The sequence below is a fragment of the Rhodococcus sp. IC4_135 genome (assembly GCF_011602025.1).
Taxonomy (GTDB): domain Bacteria; phylum Actinomycetota; class Actinomycetes; order Mycobacteriales; family Mycobacteriaceae; genus Rhodococcus_F; species Rhodococcus_F baikonurensis.
Genome location: NZ_JAAOLG010000008.1, coordinates 139,177 through 158,621 on the forward strand (window position 1 = coordinate 139,177; position 19,445 = coordinate 158,621).

18 protein-coding genes and 1 pseudogene are annotated in these 19,445 nt (G+C 60.9%); 4 read left to right on the forward strand and 15 right to left on the reverse strand.

Going from position 1 to position 19,445, the window contains the following annotated elements; translation table 11 throughout:
- Positions 1 to 10: 10 nt before the first annotated feature.
- On the forward strand, positions 11 to 577 hold the full coding sequence (locus tag G8767_RS16760; protein ID WP_095970919.1) for a TetR/AcrR family transcriptional regulator: 567 nt from the start codon (positions 11 to 13) through the stop codon (positions 575 to 577).
- A 10-nt stretch (positions 578 to 587) separates the two neighbouring features.
- On the opposite strand, the gene G8767_RS16765 is transcribed toward G8767_RS16760, so the two are convergent.
- Complete coding sequence (locus tag G8767_RS16765) at positions 588 to 1,748, reverse strand: lipase family protein (protein ID WP_166810749.1); 1,161 nt, start codon at positions 1,746 to 1,748, stop codon at positions 588 to 590.
- 215 nt (positions 1,749 to 1,963) lie between these two features.
- Here G8767_RS16765 and G8767_RS16770 point away from each other — a divergent pair, with 215 nt between their 5' ends.
- Positions 1,964 to 2,758, forward strand: a complete 795-nt coding sequence (locus G8767_RS16770; protein WP_166810750.1) for a putative protein N(5)-glutamine methyltransferase — start codon at positions 1,964 to 1,966, stop codon at positions 2,756 to 2,758.
- Positions 2,759 to 2,769: 11 nt separating this feature from the next.
- Here the strand turns inward: G8767_RS16770 and G8767_RS16775 are convergent, their stop codons facing one another.
- The 3 genes from G8767_RS16775 to G8767_RS16785 are packed head-to-tail and all read right to left on the reverse strand — an operon-like array spanning position 2,770 to position 5,165.
- Positions 2,770 to 3,381, reverse strand: a complete 612-nt coding sequence (locus G8767_RS16775) for a TetR/AcrR family transcriptional regulator (protein WP_166810751.1) — start codon at positions 3,379 to 3,381, stop codon at positions 2,770 to 2,772.
- Positions 3,382 to 3,411: 30 nt separating this feature from the next.
- A complete protein-coding gene (locus G8767_RS16780) occupies positions 3,412 to 4,212 on the reverse strand; it encodes an ABC transporter permease (RefSeq protein ID WP_003945537.1) in 801 nt (266 codons plus the stop codon).
- Positions 4,209 to 5,165: an ATP-binding cassette domain-containing protein gene (locus G8767_RS16785; protein ID WP_095970915.1), complete on the reverse strand. Its 957-nt coding sequence runs from the start codon at positions 5,163 to 5,165 to the stop codon at positions 4,209 to 4,211. The genes G8767_RS16780 and G8767_RS16785 overlap by 4 nt, the downstream gene beginning before the upstream one ends.
- A 440-nt stretch (positions 5,166 to 5,605) precedes the next feature.
- On the opposite strand from G8767_RS16785, the gene G8767_RS16790 reads away from it, so the two are divergent.
- A complete protein-coding gene (locus tag G8767_RS16790) occupies positions 5,606 to 7,168 on the forward strand; it encodes a glycoside hydrolase family 71 protein (protein ID WP_166810752.1) in 1,563 nt (520 codons plus the stop codon).
- A gap of 30 nt (positions 7,169 to 7,198) precedes the next feature.
- Here G8767_RS16790 and G8767_RS16795 read toward each other — a convergent pair whose 3' ends face one another.
- The 6 genes from G8767_RS16795 to G8767_RS16820 all read right to left on the reverse strand — a co-directional run bounded on the left by G8767_RS16795 (position 7,199) and on the right by G8767_RS16820 (position 13,054).
- Positions 7,199 to 8,659, reverse strand: coding sequence for an MFS transporter (locus G8767_RS16795; RefSeq protein ID WP_166810753.1), 1,461 nt, complete (start codon positions 8,657 to 8,659; stop codon positions 7,199 to 7,201).
- Complete coding sequence (locus G8767_RS16800; protein WP_166810754.1) at positions 8,656 to 9,504, reverse strand: mycofactocin-coupled SDR family oxidoreductase; 849 nt, start codon at positions 9,502 to 9,504, stop codon at positions 8,656 to 8,658. The genes G8767_RS16795 and G8767_RS16800 overlap by 4 nt, the downstream gene beginning before the upstream one ends.
- Before the next feature lie 103 nt (positions 9,505 to 9,607).
- Positions 9,608 to 10,747: a serine hydrolase domain-containing protein gene (locus tag G8767_RS16805; protein WP_346843001.1), complete on the reverse strand. Its 1,140-nt coding sequence runs from the start codon at positions 10,745 to 10,747 to the stop codon at positions 9,608 to 9,610.
- 180 nt (positions 10,748 to 10,927) lie between these two features.
- Entirely contained in the window at positions 10,928 to 11,338 is a 411-nt protein-coding gene (locus G8767_RS16810) for a VOC family protein (RefSeq protein ID WP_166810756.1), read from the reverse strand.
- A gap of 134 nt (positions 11,339 to 11,472) precedes the next feature.
- Positions 11,473 to 12,471 (reverse strand): helix-turn-helix domain-containing protein, encoded by a 999-nt coding sequence (locus tag G8767_RS16815; RefSeq protein ID WP_200313886.1) that lies wholly within the window; start codon positions 12,469 to 12,471, stop codon positions 11,473 to 11,475.
- Between the two features lie 31 nt (positions 12,472 to 12,502).
- The gene (locus G8767_RS16820) at positions 12,503 to 13,054 is read right to left on the reverse strand and encodes a GNAT family protein (RefSeq protein ID WP_166810757.1); all 552 of its coding nucleotides are present in this window, start codon (positions 13,052 to 13,054) and stop codon (positions 12,503 to 12,505) included.
- An 84-nt stretch (positions 13,055 to 13,138) separates the two neighbouring features.
- Here G8767_RS16820 and G8767_RS16825 point away from each other — a divergent pair.
- Positions 13,139 to 14,436: pseudogene (locus G8767_RS16825) on the forward strand (DUF222 domain-containing protein).
- Positions 14,437 to 14,540: 104 nt separating this feature from the next.
- Here G8767_RS16825 and G8767_RS16830 read toward each other — a convergent pair.
- From G8767_RS16830 to G8767_RS16850, 5 genes are read right to left on the reverse strand one after another with little or no spacing between them, the layout of a single operon-like run.
- Positions 14,541 to 15,710, reverse strand: a complete 1,170-nt coding sequence (locus tag G8767_RS16830) for a lipid-transfer protein (protein ID WP_003945661.1) — start codon at positions 15,708 to 15,710, stop codon at positions 14,541 to 14,543.
- A complete protein-coding gene (locus G8767_RS16835; protein ID WP_166810758.1) occupies positions 15,707 to 16,162 on the reverse strand; it encodes a MaoC family dehydratase in 456 nt (151 codons plus the stop codon). Before G8767_RS16835 ends, G8767_RS16830 begins: the two co-directional genes overlap by 4 nt.
- 2 nt (positions 16,163 to 16,164) lie before the next feature.
- On the reverse strand, positions 16,165 to 17,193 hold the full coding sequence (locus tag G8767_RS16840; RefSeq protein ID WP_166810848.1) for a bifunctional MaoC family dehydratase N-terminal/OB-fold nucleic acid binding domain-containing protein: 1,029 nt from the start codon (positions 17,191 to 17,193) through the stop codon (positions 16,165 to 16,167).
- A 7-nt stretch (positions 17,194 to 17,200) separates the two neighbouring features.
- On the reverse strand, positions 17,201 to 18,352 hold the full coding sequence (locus G8767_RS16845) for an acyl-CoA dehydrogenase family protein (protein WP_166810759.1): 1,152 nt from the start codon (positions 18,350 to 18,352) through the stop codon (positions 17,201 to 17,203).
- Positions 18,337 to 19,377 (reverse strand): acyl-CoA dehydrogenase family protein, encoded by a 1,041-nt coding sequence (locus G8767_RS16850; RefSeq protein ID WP_095970904.1) that lies wholly within the window; start codon positions 19,375 to 19,377, stop codon positions 18,337 to 18,339. Before G8767_RS16850 ends, G8767_RS16845 begins: the two co-directional genes overlap by 16 nt.
- Positions 19,378 to 19,445 lie beyond the last annotated feature (68 nt).

Here is a 19,445-nt window from a genome sequence, read left to right on the forward strand (position 1 = left end):
AAGGAACGACATGAAGCCCGACCGCAGAGCTCTCATCGCGGCATCCGCCGTCACGATCATCGCCGAGCAGGGCCCGCGTGCACTCACCCATCGGGCGGTCGATCAGTCCCTGGAACTTCCCGCCGGTTCGACGTCCTACTATTTCCGCACTCGCGAGGCACTTCTCGAAGCGACCGCACTGCACATCGTGCAACGATCGCGTTCCACTTTCAGTGGACTACTCGAAAGCCACGGAGACCCTGCCACCCTGACGGCCGAGTATCTCGACGATCTTCTCTCGCAACGCCGAAACGAATTGATCGCGCGATATGCACTGCTCCTGGAGACTCCCCGAGATTCGACATTGCACCAACTCCTCGAAGGAAGTCTGTTTTCGCTGGAGAAGGCAATACCCATCTTCGAAACCATCGGCGTCGACGATCCCGACGTCGCTGCCGCCAATTTCCTGAGCCTTCTGGAGGGCTTGATCTTCGATTACTGCCTCGGATCACGCAGCCGAGATCCTCGCTCCACCGAAACCGTTCGGCAGCTCAGGATCCCGATCGACATCTACCTGCACGGAGTTCACGCCAACTGAAAGACGTTGTTCAGCAGAGGCTTCTGGTGCATGGTCGTTGACCGGAAAACAGTGCCGCAACAAAGGGAGTGCTGTCTGGAACCGAAGCTGGAACGGTTCCCAGATGATCAGTGGGATAGGTATGGAATGCAAAGTCCACACCGTTTGCAGCGAGGTCAGCCGCGAACTTCAGCGTCAGCGGTGCCGGAACATCGATGTCCGACAACCCCTGACCGATGAAAAACGGGCGGTCGTATCCTGCGGTCGGCACAGTGAGCAGTTCACGTGCAGCCTCCATGAATACCGGATTGTCCAGCGACTTCGTCAGCACCTGCCCGAGCGTGACGGTTCCGTACTTCGTGCGCGCCTCGGTGTAGCACATGTTGTTCTCGACATCGTCGAGGATGGTCTTGCCGAGCGGGGTCAGATACGAGTCGATGTCGATGTCCGGCCGCGAAGAACGCAGTCCGTCAAGAACGTTCGCGATGTAGACCGTCGTACCCTTGAGCGGAAGCGCCGGGAAGGCCGGACCGCCGAGCGGTAGAAGATTTTCGATGTTCGAGGGGACACCAGTGGCGACTGCGCCGCGGTAGTCCAACTCCGGCGCGTAATCAGTGGCAAGCGAAGCGGTGAACATAGTCGCCTGCCCGCCCTGCGACTGCCCCATCGCAACCCATTCGCTCGACAAGTCACCGTCGACCGCACGAGCGGCACGCACCATGTCCACGACGCTGTGCGCAGCGGAACGACCGTCGAGATACGGGTGAACACCGGGTGTTCCGAGTCCCACGTAGTCCGTGGTCACCACCGCGTATCCCTGTTCCAGCCAGTGCCCCAGATGTGTCGCGTTCCGCTCGAGCGGAACGCTATTGCTCGGCGCGCACTGATCCGCGACACCCACCGTTCCGTGCGCGTAGGAGATGACCGGCCAACCACCCTCGGGCGGAGTCCCCTCGGGGCGATACACCACACCGCTACTCGTCATCGGTGCATCCTGCGGGCCCGTGGACCAGTACGTCACCTTCGTTGCGCTCACAGCACCCTTGATGACCCGATCCGCACCGAGCGACTCCTGGCCCACCACGGCGCCAGGGGCATTCTTCGATTCCGCCGCGGCCGGTGCGGTGACGGTCAACGCCACCAACGCGCTCGCACCCAATCCGACGAGCGTTCTACACAGCCGCTTGCTCACGTGCCTTCTCCTACCGATTGCGTTGACAGTGCCGTATGTGGCGATCAGCCCCACATCAGCCAGCCGATCGAGTTCAGACCTTAGAACAGCCTTACCAATTGGTCAACCTAAATTCCCGCTCCACATTTCCCGTTGTCACGCGACTGCTCCGGTAAGGTGGCGGTGTTCTATACATGCAGGTCCCCCGCGAGTTCAGGAGGCCGAAGGGCTCTCTCATGTCAGCGCCTGATCTCCCGACGTTCCCCCCGTCGCAGCAGAATTCGGTGGCCGCGATCCTCCGAGCGGCAGGCTGTGTGTTCGCCGAAGACGAAGCTCACCTACTTCTCCACACTGCACGCTCTCGCGACGAACTCGACGCGATGATCGATCGACGAGTTGCCGGCGAACCACTCGAGCCTGTCATCGGCTGGGCAGAATTCTGCGGACTACGCGTCCACATCGACCCTGGAGTATTCGTCCCCCGCCGACGCACCGAACTCCTCGCCCGCCAGGCCTGCGCACTCGTCGGCGCGGGAAGCGTCGTCATCGACATGTGTTGTGGTTCAGGAGCTGTCGGGGCCTTCGTGCAGGCAATGATCGATGCTGTCGATCTCTACGCGGTGGACATCGAACCGGCCGCCGTTCGCTGCGCTCGCCAGAACATCACACCGCCCGAGCGTGTTCTCGAAGGCGATCTGTACGGCCCACTGCCGACGGCATTACGAGGTCGTGTCGACGTCGTCGTCGCCAATGCGCCCTACGTCCCCACAGACTCGATCCGGCTGATGCCGCCCGAAGCGCGACTTCACGAACCGCGCGTCTCGTTGGACGGCGGCGCCGACGGCCTGGACCTACAGCGTCGCATCATCGCCGATGCTGTGCCGTGGCTACGACCGGGCGGTCATCTGCTCGTCGAGACAAGCACGGAGCAGGTCGAGATGACCGTCGAAACCTTCACTCGGGGAGGGTTTCTCACGCGGGTAGCAACCTACAGTGAGACCGCGTCAACTGTGGTGATCGGTCAGTGTTGAAGGCGATCGAATCATGAAGGCGTGGACCACTCCCGAGCGCGGGCGGCAAAGCCGTCGACAAAAAGCCCGAACGCACGATCGACGCGTGCCCGGTCCCCCGTGGCCAGAAGATCCATCGACAGACCCCGCATTTGCGAGAGCAACAGAGTAGCGACAGAGGCAACATCGTCCTCGGGGCAGCCCGCTTGCCGTAGACCGGCTTCCAGTGCCTCGATCCAATCGCCCACGAATCGATCCAGGAACCGTCCGTAGCGTTCACGATCACCGAGCGCGAGGGCATAGATCTCGACCATCACTCGGAACCGCGGCAGGACCTCCGGCGTAGTATGTTCGGTCCACCACGCGGTCAGCACTGTCGCCGGATCGACCCCCGGTTTCATCGGGACCGCAATCGGAATGGACTCACCACGCATGTTCTCGATGACCTCGGAGAGCAGATTCTCCTTGCTCTCGAAATGGTTGAGCAACGACGCATGCGACACACCCACGGCCTTGGCGAGCTGCCTCACCGTCAGTTCCCCGACACCGTTGTCGATAACGTAGCGGGTCAGCGCGTCGAGCAACTCCTCACGTCGCCCGGCGTATCTCAGGCTGCGTTTGTCGATGCGTTCGGGCTCCGGCACATACCCACCCTACCGGCCGGAACCACCAGGTCAGCGGCTGACTGCCTTCTGATACCGACGAATAGCGAACGGCACGAAGACGATCAGCAAACCGAAAGTCCACAACAACGACGCGATGACCGGGTTCTGCAGTGGCCACGCATCCGGAACTGTCATCGCAGGATTGGTATTGCCGAACAATTCACGGACCGCCTGAGTCACCGCCGACACCGGATTCCATTCGGCGATCACTTTGAGCGGCCCGGGAAGGTTGGTGGTCTCCACAAAAGTGTTCGCGATGAACGACAGCGGAAAGATGACGATGAAGCTCGCGTTGTTGAAGACCTCCGGCGTCCGGATCCACAGCCCGACGACAGCCATGACCCATGACAGCGCGTACGCGAAGAACAGCAGCAGCGCATAGCCTGCCACCGCCTCGAGGAAGCTGGAATGAATGCGCCACCCCACCAGAAGACCGGTCAACGACATGACCACCAAGCTGATGACGTTGATCAACACGTCACTCGACGTTCGGCCGGTGAGCACGGCAGACGGAGCCATGGGCAGCGATCGAAATCTGTCGATGATTCCTTTCTGGATGTCTTCGACCATCCCCAGACCAGTCCAGGTGGCACCGAATATGACTGTCTGCGTGAAGATTCCGGCAATCAGGAATTCTCGATACGACGTGCCCGGGACAGAGATCGCGCTGCCGAACACGTAGGCGAACAAGAGCACGAACATGATCGGCGACAACGTGGTGAACACCAGCAGATCCGGAACGCGCTTGATCTTGATCAAGTTTCGCCTGGCGATGGTCAAACCGTCTTCGAGCGCCATCTGCACGGTCATTTCTGATCCTCCAGTTCAGCCTGGTGCCCGGTCAGTGTGAGGAAGACATCGTCGAGGGTGGGTCTGCGAAGTCCGACGTCGAACACCCGGATGCCGCGTGCCGACAGAAGATTGAGCGCCGCAACCAAGGCATCGGTGCCGTCGTCGACAGGAACAGTGACGCGACGGACATTCTCTTGAACCTGAATGTCCCCCACGGCAAGCGAGCGCAATTCCTCTCGCACGATGTCGAGATGTTCGACCTCGTGCACGCTCAGTTCGATGCGCTCACCCCCGACCCGCGCCTTCAACTGATCTGCGGTACCGCGCGCGATGACCGAGCCGCGGTCGATGACCGCGATCTGGTCGGCCAGCCTCTCTGCTTCTTCCATGTATTGCGTCGTGAGCAACAGTGTTGTCCCCTGCGCCACCAACCCTTCGATGACATCCCAGAGACCGAGTCGCGCCCGAGGATCGAGGCCGGTGGTCGGCTCGTCCAGAAACAACACCTGCGGCCGAGCGACCAATGCGCCCGCGAGATCGAGACGTCGCCGCATTCCACCGGAATAGCCCTTGACCGGCCGATCTCCGGCCTCGACAAGATCGAACTGCTCGAGCAATTCACGCGCTCGGGCCTTACTGCTGCGGGCGCCGAGGTGATACAGCCTCCCAACCATGTCCAGATTCTCGTAGCCCGTCAGGTACTCGTCGACCGCGGCGTACTGGCCAGAAGCACCTATCTTCGACCGCAACGCCCGCGCATCCTCGACCACGTCCAGCCCGGCAACCTCGGCGCGACCACCGTCCGGAATGAGCAGCGTCGTGAATATCCTTACCGCGGTGGTTTTTCCGGCACCGTTGGGACCCAACAGTGCCATCACCGAACCCTCGCGCACTTCCAGGTCGATACCGTCCAATGCCGTGACGTCGCCGTACTTCTTGACCAACCCCTCGGCCACAATCGCTTCGGCCATGAGCCCTCCCGCGTCGGTTGTCCGTCGGTAGTCCGTTCCCCAGTGTGACCCAGGAGGCCGACACATTCCAGGAAATTTCGTCAGATGCCGGGCTGCAATCACCTCCCTGGTTTCGCCGGTGCCTTTCGGTCATGAGGTACGGAACAGAGCACACGTCCCAGTCCTGTCCAATACAGCCGAAAAATTTCACCAACCTTTCGACGGATATACACCGGAAAGAAAAACCCGAAATTCTTGAACCAAGACCACTTTCGGGTATTCACGATGGGTGCGGCAGCGTTACACTCGTACAGCAAGTGACACTCGGGCCGATGACGGTTGACATATGGTGTCAAATCTCGAATTCAGAATCAGGCAGAGTCCGAAAAGAATTGAATCACCGATTCAGTGCATGCGGGGACGAATCACACTTCGGGGGATCAAGAAAGGCTGACTGTGGCATGAGTATCAGAACTCGATACATCCGAACTCCGTGGATCCGAAAAACGGCGGAATATTCCTTCGAAACCATCTGCTTCACATTGGCCGTGATTGTCGTGGCCGCACTGATCGCCGCATACAACACACAATCACGCTCCGCGCCGACGTACACGCCGACCTCACTCTCCGCGAATCCTGAATCTGCAGCGCTGCCCTTCGACATTCCACCCAAGTCAGCACTCAACGGAAAGTTGGTCTTCGCTCACTACTTCCCGCCCTATCCGGTATCGATCGACAATGCGAATCCGTCCAGCGATTACTATGCGACGCAATATCTTACGGTCAACGGCGAGAACAACAAGCACGTTCGCTACGGAGGATTCCTCCGTGACCGGCCGACACCGCGGCAACCCATCGCCGATGCTCAGTGGCGCCAACGCGACCTCGAAAACGAAGTTCGTTCGGCAATCGCCGCGGGCATCGACGGATTCTCCGTCGACATCATCGCCAAGGCAACCGACACCAGTTGGTGGGGTTCCACCGTGCCCACCGCCCTGATCAAAGCGGCCGCGGCAGTCGATCCGAATTTCAAGATCATGCTCATGCCTGATATGAACGGCGCGTTCAAAAACATGACCGCAGCTCAAATGGCAGCAGAGATGAAACCTTATTCGACCATGGCATCATCGTTCAAATTGAACGACGGACGGCTCGTGATATCTCCATTCCTTGCCGAGAACAAGACTGCGGGCTGGTGGTCGGAGTTCATCACCATTATGAAGAATTCTTACAGAATAAATGTGGCATTTGTTCCGGTTTTCCTCGACGCCGCAGCCAACCGGAATTCTTTTGCATCGATCAGCTACGGGATGTCGAATTGGGGTAACCGAAATCCGGCAGGAAACCCGCTCTCGGGATCGAACCCGAACTCTCCGATGGGACTTGCCGCCGCCGCTCACTCCTTGGGAAAGATATGGATGCAACCAGTCGCCTTCCAAGATGTTCGTCCAAGTCAGTCGATCTACGACGAGGCACAGAATTCACAGAACCTGCAGAACATGTGGCAGATCGCGATTGCGTCCAACAGCGAATGGGTACAACTCGTCACCTGGAACGACTACAGCGAGGGAACGTCGTTCGCGCCCAGCGTCGGCCACGGACGCGCGTTGCTCGACATGAGTTCCTACGGGTTGTACACCTTCCGCACCGGCGCCTCACCTGCAATTGTCCGTGACACCGCGTATCTCGTCTATCGCAATCAGCTGGTCTCCGCGGTCCCCGTCAATCGCTCTGCTGCCCCTATGACACTGCGCCAATGGTCATCCCCCGCTCGCGATACCGTCGAAGTCCTTTCCTTCTTGACCGCGCCTGCGGTCGTCAAAGTGACGGTCGGAACCACGACAACCACCTGCAATGCCCCGGCCGGGATGAGCAGCTGCATAGCACCGTTGAAGGTTGGTGCTGTCAAAACCACAGTCGTTCGCGGTGCGACGGAAGTCGCGAAAGTCAGCTCTCACACATCGGTGACAGCCACACCGTACAACCAGAATCTCGAGTACCTGGTCGATTCCAGTCGGAGATAACGGTGACGAAGATCGGGTAAGTCCGTCGACTCACCCGATCTTCGTTGCGCCGTCGGTTTCAGCTGCAATTGGTAACTCGGGCAGCGATACCGCCCCCGTCCGCTCCACCCTCACCGCCAACGTCACCGCGGCGGCCAGCGCCGATACGCCCGCTCCGATCCAGTACAAGACCGCGAACGAATGGAGAGTCGGCACAGTGCTCGCACCGATCACCACCGTCGAACTGGCCAATACCGCTGCCGCAACGGCGCTTCCGGTGGAGGTACCGACCGAACGGAGCAGGCTGTTGAATCCGTTGGCCGAGGCAGTCTGATGGATTGGTGCAGATTCGGTGATCAGGGTCGGCATGGCGGCCAGGGAAAATGCCACACCGGCCGATACCACGGCAGCGCCGATCACGATATTGACCAACGTCGGCGCCAACAGCACACGCAAGACATATCCGATTGCAATGACGATCGCACCCGAGGCCAACGTCGCCTTCGCTCCCCATCGTCTCGTCACTTTCGACGACACCGGTGCCAACCCGATCATCAGGATTCCCCCCGGCATCATCGCAAGCCCGGCTTCGGCGGCCGAGAGTCCGAGACCGTCCGCCGACGCCAGGGGCAACTGAAGTTCCTGTGTTGCCGCCAACGCGCTGATGAACATGGCAAAACCGAGTAATACGGCGCAGACATTCGAGACCAGAATCGGAGCACGAAGGGAAGTCCGCAGGTCGACCAACGGTGCCGGCGTGTGCAGTTCCCACGGAATCCATCCACAGAGCAAGACCACACCGGACGCGATCAGAACCAGAACCTCGGGGCTTGCCCATCCCCATTCGGTTCCCTTCGAGACAGCCAGCAACAATGCCGTCATGGCGAGTGTGAGGACTGTGGCTCCCAGAAAGTCGAAGCGTCCGCGACTCTTCACAGCCGATTCCGGCACCACCAGCGGCAAGACGACTGTCAGTACAACCCCGAATCCACCAGTGACCCAGAAGAGCGCGGGTAGTCCCCAGTGCGCCGAGATCACCCCGGCCATCGGCATGCCGAACATGCCGCCGATCCCCAGGGTCGCACTCATGAGCGCGACTGCACCACTGAGCTTTTCCGGAGGAAGGACATCGCGCATGATGCTGATTCCGACGGGCAGAAGCGCCGTCGCGAAGCCCTGCAACGAACGTCCGAGGATCAGGAGCCAGAAACTCTGACTGAGCGCCGCAACCATGCAGCCGACGATCATCACGGCAAGGCAGACGAGCATCATCGCCCGCTTGCCGAACATGTCGGCAAGCCGGCCGATGAGAGGGGTCGCGACGGCACCGGTCAGCAACGTCGAGGTCACCAGCCAGGAGGCGGTGGCCGACGAAACTCCCGATGCCGTCGCGAACGCAGGCAGGACCGGCACCACCAGGGTCTGTTGCAGCGCGACCACCACACCGCTCAGACTCAGGACGCCGACGACCCACCCGGTCCGCGCTTTCGCGCGAACAGTCTTGTCCGTCAAGCGTTCGAGCGAGCGGCTACTCCGGCGTCGACAGGAACCACGATGCCACTCATGTGGGCACTCGCGTCGGCGGCGAGGAACAGGACTACTCGCGTGATCTCGAAGGGATCCAGCCAACCGATCGGCTGCGCGTGCAGAGTCGCGTACACAGGTTCGACGTCGTCTGCCGTCGGCGATTCGAGGTCAGGCCGCATCATTGCGTACATCATGTCGTTGTGAATCATCGGCGTCGAGATATTTCCCGGTGCAATAGCATTCACGGTCACACCCGAGTTGGCCAGTTCGAGTGAGACGCTCTTCGTCAAACCGATGACGCCCCATTTGGAGGCGCCGTACGCCGCCATCTGGGTGCCACCGGATCGACCCATCATCGAGGAGATCGTGATGATGCGACCGTAGCCACGTTCCGCCATTCCACCTGACACGGCCGCAACGGTATTGAACACACCGGTCAGGTTCGACGAAATGACTTCGTTCCACTGTGCCGACGTCATCGACGTGATCGGAGCGGGCACGGAGACACCGGCATTCGCGACTGCAATGTCGACGCGGCCGAATTCGGATTCCGCGCGGGCAACGAGCGCGTCCATTGCTTGACGATCAGCCGTGTCGGCCTTGACTGCAATACACCGGCGGCCCGTGGCTTCCACCAAACGAACGGTTTCCTTCAGGTCCTCCTCGGTTGCGAGGGGGTAGGCGACGACATCACTGTTCTCACACCGATCGCAGATCACGATGTCCGCGCCACGCTCCGCGAATGCGATAGCATGGGCGCGCCCCTGACCGCGTGCGGCGCCGGTGATCAGTGCAACTTTTCCTTCGAAGCTGCCTTCGAGGCTGTTCATGCCGTCTCCTAGTTCGTCGTATGCCAGCGTGCGCTGTACTGCATGCGTACTCCGAACCCGCCCGAAAGAAACAGTCGATCCCGGACAGCGGGAATCTAGCCGATCACCGGTAAACGGCGGTCTCGAACTCCAGGTATCCGTTGATGGATCCAGCGTCCGCGAACGGCAGAATCTGCGTTGCCCAGAACCCTCCGACGCCGGTCTGCCGGTCGATCCAGTAATAGAGGTTGGCCAGACCCGCCCAAGCCAGCGATCCGGCCGGCCTACCGGTGGGTGCCACCTCTTCATTTGTCATGAAGGAGTATGCCCATCCCTTGGGTACACCAGGGAAGAATTCCGCATCGTTGGATAGTGTCGGGAGAACTCCGGGCAACAACCCCACATGCTGGCCTTCGAGCCCGTTCTGAACGGCTGCAGCTACCGTCTCCGACGACAACACGCGACCCGAAGTGCCCACGCCGTCGTTCAGCCACATACGAATGAACTTCATGTAGTCGCCGACAGTGCCGTGCAAACCGTGACCACCCATGTGCACCTCGGGTTCGGCCGGAAGCTCGAATCCAATGAGCGGAGTGAGGCTTCCGTCGCTCTCGCGCTGATGGATCGGTGCAAGTCGATCCTTCATCGACGGGCTCATCGTGAATGCCGTATCCGTCATCTCGAGCGGTTCGAAGATGCGCTCGCGCATGACATCGCCGAGTCGCTGACCTCGAATCGACTCGACGACCTGTCCGGCCCAGTCGATGTTGGTGCCGTACTCCCACTTCTCACCCGGGTCGAAGAGCAGCGGTGTCGTGAGCGCCGCTTTGCTGCACGTGATCACGCTGGGCTGCCCATGTTCCTGCGAGAGCCGATTGTACGACTCGTTGAAGAAGTCGTAGCCGAACCCTGCAGTGTGCAGGAGCAGCATGCGAGTGGTGATGTCGCGCTTGGGTTCCCGAAGAACGGGGTTTCCGCCGGCGTCGAAACCGTCCAGGACCTTCAGCTCACCGATGTCCGGAACATAGGTCGCTGCAGGTGCATCGAGATCGAGCAACCCCTCCTCCACACATTGCAGGACAGCGGTACCGGTGATCGCCTTGGTTGTGGAGAAGAGCGCAAAGGTTGTATCGAGGGTCATCGGAACGCCGTAACCTAGTGTCCGCTCACCCGCAGCACCCTCGTAGATGTTGCCTTCTCGATCCGTGATCATCGCAACCACACCCGGGACGCGATCAGCCCCCTGGGTTGCTCGCGCCAGCACGTCGTCGAGGCGCTGCTTCGAAAGGGGCTTCCGCGCAATATCTTCGATCGTCACTGCATTTCTCCATCCGACTTGCAACTTGTCTTGTCGAACAGAATGTAACGGCGATCACACACCCGGTTCTGCCTCGAAACGGCAGGAAAACTGTCTCGTTTCGGCAGAACCGGGCAGAGCCTGGAATCAGCTCTGGGGCGCTCCGATATTCACCAACCAGGAAATGCCGAATTTGTCTGTACAGGAGCCGAATTCGTCTCCCCATATCTGCTTCTCGAGCGGAACGCTGACCGTACCCGTTCCCGACAACTGCTCCCAGTACCCGCGCAGCACATCGCCGTCGTCGCCACTGAGGCTGACTGTGATGTTGTCGCCGGGGTTGTACGGCATGCCGGGCGGAGTGTCGGCACCCATCAAGGTGTATCCCTGATCGGTTTCGAGCATTCCGTGCATGATCTTGTCCCCGCCCTCGCCGGGATTGCCGAATTCACCGAACGTGCTCAGCGCCAGCGTGCCACCGAAAATGCCCTTGTAGAACTCCAACGCTTCTCGGGCATTGCCGTTGAAGCTGATGTACGGATTAAGTCGAGTTGCCATGACGTACTCCTAGCTCGTTGGATAGCTGTCACATTCGATTTCAATCCTTGCAGACTGCTCCGACACGAAACAACGGATCGCGGCAGTTCATCCAGTGCGTAAACCGATCGTCATGACCGTTCAAACAACTGCCCTCAGAGTGGATTCCGAGTCTCGGAAGGCAACTCTCCGAACCGTTTCCGGTAGGCGGCCGCAAACATGCCCAGATTGACGTAGCCCCAGGCGTTGGCGATTTCCGAGACGGTTTTCCCATCGGAACGCAACAGTTCGCTGCGTACCCCCTCCAGCCGGCGCGCGCGCAATCGTTGCCCCGGCGTGGTGTCTCGGTACCGTCGAAATCCCGCGGTGAGCGCCCGGACACTGACACCCACCGCAGCCGCGATCTCCGATGCCGTCGGCACCGAGCGAGCGAAGGTATCGATGTACTCCTCTGCCGATCGCACGTAGGCCGGTTCGGCAGAAGCGTCGACGCCGAGCTGCAACCCAGCCTGTGTTGCCCACTCGTCGAGAAGCTGAGCCGTAATGAGTTCTTGAACCCTGGCACCGAGCCTTTCACCCGACATCGCGTCGGGCGACTCTGCAATCGCTCGAACAACGTAGTCCATCAATGCGAGCCAACTCGAGCCACGCCCGCCGATGGTGCACTTGTGCCGCCAGAGACGGTCGTCGGGAACTGTCCCGTACCACTGCAGGGCATGATCGGCGACAAGCTGATGCGGCACAGTGAGATTCAGCTGCAGATGGTCCTCGTCGAATTCGACGAAATAGTCGGTCCGACTGCAGTCTGCGACAAAGGTCTCCCCCACTCCGGTATTCGCCGCAGCGCCCCGGCCAAGAGCATGTCGACCGTTGCCTCTGATCGTCGTCAGAACCAGAATGTTTCCGGCCTCAGGCGAACATTCACCCACAGAGACCGGAATTCCGTAACAGAATCTGGTGACGTCGATCTTGCCGACCGCCGCGGAGTACATGTCCGAAGCCGGCTTCAACCGACTTCCGATCGGCGTCACCGTGTAGGGCATGTAGATGTTGTCGGACCACTCCTTGATGCGGTCCCAGTCCCGAGAAAAGGCCTGGTGATGCTGCATGGTGGGCCGGCCGGCCGCGTCGATGAGCAAGGCATCCTCGAACATGATTCGAGTATCGCACCAGGGTCCGGGAAGGTCACGCAAAGTCAGCTGATGCGATCTCTGGCTGAACAGCGGCAAAAAGCAACGAATCCACCACAGTCCCCCGGATAACCATGTGCGCCCTCATCCGCCCCTCCTCCACCATTCCGATTTTGGTGAGTACCGACGCCGACGCCGAGTTCTCCGGACGACACGTTGCCTGCACGCGTTGTGCTCCGAGTCGAGCAAACGCGAGTTCCAGAACCGCACTCGCCGCTTCGGACGCATAACCCTGCCCCTGGAACTTCGGGTTCACGACAAAACCGAGTTCCGCCCGCCCGTGCGCGGCGGATACTTCCCACACAGCTACCGAACCGATGACCGTTCCGTCGACCTTCGACGTGATCGCCAGGGTGAATGATCGACGCTCGACGCCCGCGGCTTCCAATGTCGCGTCGGCCAGGAATGCCCTGGTCACTGCCAGAGTGTTCGGACCCCAATCCACATATCTACAGACGACGGGGTCGGAGGCGTACTGATGGACGGCATCTTCATCCCCGAGTGTGAAGTCTCGAAGGACGAGGCGTTCGGTAGTCAACGTGAACATCCAGCGATCGTAAATTAGCCGCGAAAAGCATATTGACTCGAACTGGTGTTCGAGTATTGTTGGGGGTGGGGATCGGGGGATTCAATGAATGTTCTGTCATCGGATGTGGTGTCTGGTTCTGCGGTGGGGTTACGCGGACGTCTGTGGCGGTTGTCGGCTGCTGAGTTGCGGGCTGCTGCGGTGTCGGCGAGTGCGGAGATACTGCGCCTGGAAGCCGTTCGGGTGGCGGTGGTCGACGAGCTGTCGTTGCGCCCGGATGATCAGGTGATCGCCAGCCGCGGGGTCGGTGCGTGGTTGGCGGCGAACACGATGCTCCAGGTCCGGGACGGGAAGAAGATCGCCGCCCTCGGTGCTGCGCTGCGGCCGTTTCCGGCAGTGGCAGCCCGGTTCGATTGCGGGGATTGTTCGTTCGAGCACGCCGTGTTGATCGTGGCGTTTTGTGAATCGCCGCCGAAGGGGATGCCGGACGAAGCGCTACCGAAGTGCATCGACTTGTTGTTGGCTGCCGCTTCCGGTGTGGAGGCCACGACCACGAAGGTGCGGAACGTCATCGCGACGTTGGAGCGAATCTTCGAATCGATGAAATTCCGCCCGCCGAAGATATCGACCGCAACGAACTCCGCATCGCGTCGACGCTGAACGGTCGGGTGGTGGTGCGTGGGGATTTCGACGCCCTCACCGGCGAAATGCTGCTCTCCGCCCTGTCGAATCTGACGATGCCGACCCCGGCACCCGACGGAACCCCGGATGCCCGGTCGGCGGCGAAGCGGACCGCGGACGGGTTCACCGAACTGATCCGCCGCTACCTGGACTGCGCCAAGACCGGTATGGATGGTGGTCAGCGTCCGCACGTGAACGTTCACATCAATGCCCGGGATCTGGCCGAGCACCGGGACTGCGCCGCAGCACCCACTGATGGTGGCGGGTCTGTGTCGGATCTCGATGTCGGGCACATGCCCTGGCTCGGACCACTGTCGGTATCGCAGACCAGACTCCTCGGGTGCGACTGCTTCCTGTCCACTGTTCTGCTGGACGATCATGGCGCGCCGCTCGATGCGAAACCCGGGAAGCGGTTGGTCACCGCCGAACAACGCGTCGCGCTGATCGCGAGAGATAAAGGCTGCGCGTTCCCCGGCTGCACATGCGTGCCCGCCTGGACGGATGCGCACCACATCCGGCACTGGGCCAACGGCGGCCCGACGGTGATGAACAACCTGGTCTTGCTGTGCCGTTCACATCACCGCCTGATGCACCGAAAATCCGGGTTCGTCGGCAAATGGGAAATCCGGATCGGCGTCGACAACAAACCCTGGTTCATCCCACCGCCCTCGATCGACCCGCAGCGGCACCCGCGGCCGGCGAACACCACCTTCAAAACCTGAGAATAACTCGGGCACAACAGAACATAGCCGAGCACCGCATCGAAGAAAACCTCGATGCGGTGCCAACAGGTCGTGACGCGGGACGGAGCTGCGCCCTCGATCAATCAGCGAGTCAGCACAAGCCCCGATGTCGGAACTCCCGTGCCCGCAGTCACCAGTACATTCTCGACGGAGTCGACCTGGTTGACCGAAGTACCGCGGATCTGCCGAACTCCCTCGGCGATACCGTTCATCCCGTGGATGTATGCCTCGCCGAGCTGTCCACCGTGGGTGTTGATCGGAAGCTTGCCGCCGAGTTCGATTGCGCCACCGGCAATGAAGTCCTTGGCCTCTCCCCTACCGCAGAAACCGAGTTCCTCGAGCTGCATCAGAACATAGGGCGTGAAGTGGTCGTAGAAGATCGCCGTCTGCATGTCCGACGGGCGCAGCCCACTTTGTGACCAGAGTTGATCGCCGACAAGGCCCATCTCCGGTAGGCCGGTCAGACCGTCACGGTAATAGCTGGTCATGATGTATTGATCTGCCCCACTGCCCTGTGCAGCGGCAGCGATAACGGCAGGGGTGTTCTTCAGATCTTTGGCTCGTTCTGCCGAGGTGACGACGATGGCGATGCCTCCGTCGGATTCCTGGCAGCAATCGAGGAGATGCAAAGGTTCGGCGATGAATCGCGAGTTCTGATGGTCCTCGAGGGTGATCGGTTTTCCGTAGAAGAACGCCTTCGGATTGGTCGCTGCGTGCTTACGGTCCGCGACGGCGATTCGACCGAAGTCCTCGCTGGACGCGCCGTATACGTGCATGTACCGCTGCGCGACCATCGCGACAAACGATGCGGGAGTACCCAATCCGTGAGGATAGGAGAAGGCGTTGTCCGTCCCCGACGAATTGACCTGCGCCACAAGGCCGGAGTTCACCTGCCCGAAACGCGCACCCGATCGCTCGTTGAACGCGCGGTATGCGACGACGACGTCTGCGACGCCAGTGGCGACCGCCATGGCCGCTTGCTGAATCGTCGCCGCAGCGGCACCGCCACCGTAGTGAATACGACTGAAGAACTTGAGGTTCGGGATACCCACCGAACGAGCTACTGCGACTTCGGTGTTGGTGTCCATGGTGAACGAGGTAAGACCGTCGACGTCGGCGGGTGTCAGACCTGCGTCGTCCAACGCGGCTTGAACAGCCTCGGCGGCCAGTCGCAGTTCACTGCGACCGGAGTCCTTCGAGAAATCCGTGGCTCCGATTCCGACGATCGCGGCCTTGCCGGACAGTGCGCTCATTCAATGTCTCCGTTTTCAATGTCTCCGTTTTCAATGTCTCCATTCGAACCCGACGCCGGAAATGCCAGTGTGACCTGCGCGGTGATGTGATCTCCCAGACTGTTCTTGCCGACCACCGCGAGCGAAACGAGATCCTCGTCGTAGGAGGTCACAGTTCCGGAGAGCGTCAAAGTGTCGTAGGCGTACCAGGGGACCCCGAGGCGGAGCTTGATCGACGTGAGTACTGCCCGCGGTCCGGCCCAGTCGGTCACGAATCGCTGCACCAGGCCGGTATCCGTGAGGATGTTGACGAAAATGTCTTTCGAGCCGCGTTTCTGTGCGAGATCACGGTCGTGGTGAACATCTTGAAAGTCGCGGGTAGCGAGCGCTGCCGAGACCACAAACGTCGGGTCGCCGTAGATCGAGAGCTGCGGAAGAATTTCTCCCACAGTGATATCCGTCGTCAAAGTCATCGTCACTCCTTCACCGCAGAAACCGCTGAAACCGCAGAAGCCCCAGACACAGCAGACACATCAGACACATCAACCGGCTGCCACGCGTACAAGGTCCAGGGAGTTCCCCCGGTCTCGTCGTCTCCGGGGAAGTCGAGGTAGATCGCCTCCACCTCCATTCCGATCGACACGCTCGAGGGATCGACACCGCGCAATTCGCCGAGCATCCGCACACCCTCGGGCAGTTCGACCAGGGCCACGACGAACGGCAACGACCGACCAGGAACCTTGGGCGCGTGGTGAACGACAAAACTGAAGACCGTTCCCCGTCCGGACGCGACCACGTAGTCGGTCTGCTCCGACTTGTCATTCCAGATCGCGGGCACCGGCGGGTGCTGCACCGAACTATCCGAACGCAGTTGAATACGCAGCTCGTGTGCGGCAACACCGTCCCAGAAGAATTGTGTGTCGAGAGACGGCGTCGGGCGCAGCATCCGCGATGCGTCCAGGTCAGCAGGGACGTCAGTCGAAGGCAACTCGCTGACTGGCGGCGCGAACTTCAAGATCCGGAACATCATCTCCGAGACCAGTTCTTCGCCGACCCGCCAGAAGCTGCGGGTAGTGAAGAACCATCCTTCGCCGAGACCTGTCTTCTTGGGTCCCACAACGTCTTCCAACACCGAGGAGATGGTGACTTCTTCACCCGGCTTCAAGTAGCGGTGGTAGATCTGATCGCAGTTGGTCGCGACGACGGAGGTGAATCCTGCCTCGTCGAGAATGTCCGTCATCCGGCCCAACGGATCGTCGGCTTCTCGAATCGCCCCCAGACCGCGCATCGTCCATACCTGCGCCATCGCCGGCGGTGCGACTATTCCGTCGTGTCCGGCAGCGCGGGCGGCCGATTCGTCGACGTAGATCGGGTTCTCGTCACCGATCGCCTCGACCCAGTTGCGGATCATCGGCAGGTTCACGGGGTCCCGGCCGGCGCGAGGAGCGCTCGGCCCGTCCTCTCGAACCCGCTCGGCAGCAGTGAGAATGGGATCTGACACGATTTGTTTCCTATCTCGGAACGCGGGGAAGCTTCAGGCCGGCGGTAGCGATCAATTCGCGCATCACCTCGTTGACTCCACCGCCGAAGGTGATCACCAGGTTGCGCTTGATCTGCATGTCCAGCCACTCCATGAGATCAGCCGTTTCGGGATCGATCGGATTTCCGTATCGTCCGACGATCTCTTCCGCCAGTCGACCGACTCGCTGGATGCGTTCGGTCGCAAACACTTTGGTCGCCGAAGCATCGGCGATGTCCACCGAATCCGAATCACTCGACGCCACTTGCCAGTTGAGCAGTTCGTTGAGGCGATACGTCGCATGAATCTCGCCGAGCGCGCGCCGTACATCGACGTGATCGAGCAGGTTTTCACGCTTGGCCCAATCGAAGACGTGGTCGTAGATCCCTGCGACACGACCTGCCGGGCCGAGCATGACGCGCTCGTGGTTGAGCTGCGTCGTGATCAGGCGCCAACCCTGATTCTCCTCACCCACAAGCATGTTCACCGGAACGCGAACGTCCTCGTAGTAGGTGGCGTTGACATGATGCGCGCCGTCGCAGGTGATGATCGGCGTCCAGGTGTAACCGGGATCTTTGGTGTCCATGATCAGGATCGAGATGCCGCGGTGCCGCGAATCAGCGGAACCTGTTCGCACGGCGAGCCACACGTAATCGGCGTCATGCCCGCCAGTGGTGAAGATCTTCTGACCGTTGACGATGTACTCGTCTCCACTTCGAACTGCCGAGGTACGCAGCGCTGCAAGGTCGGTGCCGGCCTCCGGTTCGGTGTAGCCGATCGCGAAATGCACTTCACCGGCGAGGATCGCGGGCAGGAATTTCTGCTTCTGCTCCTCGCTGCCGTACTTCTGCAGAGTCGGGCCGACGGTCTGCAGAGTGACCGACGGCAGTGGGACATCTGCCCGCACAGCCTCGTTGACAAAAATCTGCTGCTCGACCTCGCCGAACCCACGTCCGCCGTACTCCACGGGCCAGCCGACGCCGAGCCAGCCGTCCTTGCCCATGCGACGGATGACCTCGCGGTAGGTAGGGCCATGCCGCTCCACACGCATGATCTTGGCCTCCTCGGGCGAGATCAGCGTCGAGAAGTAGCGTCGAAGTTCAGCTTGCAATGCGCGCTGACTGTCGGTCAGATCGATGAACACCGGGCCCCCACGAGGTCGAGTCGCTGCGAAGCGCCGCCGAGCAGGCGCGCCAAGTCTTTTGCAGTCGAGTAGTAACGATGAAGCGGATAGGTGACGTCGACGCCCAGACCGCCGTGCAGGTGGTGAAGCACCTGCATCGTGGCGGGTACTTCCTGGGCGATCCAGTACGCCATGACGTCGAGGTCCGACTGGGCATCCAGGCCCTCCGACACGCGCCAGGACGCCGACAACGCCGCGACGTGAAGAGTCCGCGAGGTGACATAGGCGTCGGCGATCTGCTGTGAGACCGCCTGGAACGTGGCGAGCGGCTTGCCGAATTGCTCGCGTGAGCCGACATGTGCCGCAGTGAGATCGACGGCACCGGACACCAAACCGTCTGCAACGGCTCCGATACTCGCCGTGGCGATCCGGTACAGCGTCTGGACGGCTTCCTCGCCGGCACCGAGAAGTTCACCGACTGCCTCGTCCATGGTGACTGCGAACTCCGGACTGCCGGACGCACTGGGTGTCGGCGTCAATGCGACGCCGGCGGCGGTCGGATCGACGAGCACGACTCCGGCGTCGGTGGGCACAAGAATTCTGTGTGCGCTCGCCGCGAAGGGCACCGCAAGCACGGTCCCGCTGACGCGATACCAGTCGCCCGACTGCTGCGCGGTAGTCGACGGCTGCTTCGGGAACTGCTGCCCCGGTTCACCGAGGGCCGCGGTGAACACCCGGCCATCGCTGACTCCGGTGAGCAATTCGTCCTGCTGCGCGTCGGTCCCCAGAGCAACGATGGGGAGTACGCCGAAGCCCAGAGTCGCGAGAGCCGGAATGGGTGCAGCGGCCCGGCCGACCTCGACGAGGAGGGAACCGACGTCGGTCACCGAGAGGCCCTCACCGCCCAGACGCTCGGGCAATGCCAACGTGAGCAGATCGGCTTCGGCGAATGCCGCCCAGAGCGCGTCCGGCTCCAGTTCACGGGCAAGGAGCGCGGTAGCCACCTCGGCTACCGCTTCCTGGGTTTCATCGGGAGTGAAGTCCACGCTGGCAATCCTGTCTCTGATGTAGAACGTGTTCTAGTTGTATCACCAACGTGGACATTTCTAAAGGC

Coding starts and splice junctions, on each gene's coding strand:
- G8767_RS16760 (WP_095970919.1), top strand. CDS start 11: ATGAAGCCCGACCGCAGAGCTCTCATCGCGGCATCCGCCGTCACGATC.
- G8767_RS16770 (WP_166810750.1), top strand. CDS start 1,964: ATGTCAGCGCCTGATCTCCCGACGTTCCCCCCGTCGCAGCAGAATTCG.
- G8767_RS16780 (WP_003945537.1), bottom strand. CDS start 4,212: ATGACCGTGCAGATGGCGCTCGAAGACGGTTTGACCATCGCCAGGCGA.
- G8767_RS16785 (WP_095970915.1), bottom strand. CDS start 5,165: ATGGCCGAAGCGATTGTGGCCGAGGGGTTGGTCAAGAAGTACGGCGAC.
- G8767_RS16790 (WP_166810752.1), top strand. CDS start 5,606: ATGAGTATCAGAACTCGATACATCCGAACTCCGTGGATCCGAAAAACG.
- G8767_RS16800 (WP_166810754.1), bottom strand. CDS start 9,504: ATGAACAGCCTCGAAGGCAGCTTCGAAGGAAAAGTTGCACTGATCACC.
- G8767_RS16810 (WP_166810756.1), bottom strand. CDS start 11,338: ATGGCAACTCGACTTAATCCGTACATCAGCTTCAACGGCAATGCCCGA.
- G8767_RS16815 (WP_200313886.1), bottom strand. CDS start 12,471: ATGTTCGAGGATGCCTTGCTCATCGACGCGGCCGGCCGGCCCACCATG.
- G8767_RS16820 (WP_166810757.1), bottom strand. CDS start 13,054: ATGTTCACGTTGACTACCGAACGCCTCGTCCTTCGAGACTTCACACTC.
- G8767_RS16830 (WP_003945661.1), bottom strand. CDS start 15,710: ATGAGCGCACTGTCCGGCAAGGCCGCGATCGTCGGAATCGGAGCCACG.
- G8767_RS16835 (WP_166810758.1), bottom strand. CDS start 16,162: ATGACTTTGACGACGGATATCACTGTGGGAGAAATTCTTCCGCAGCTC.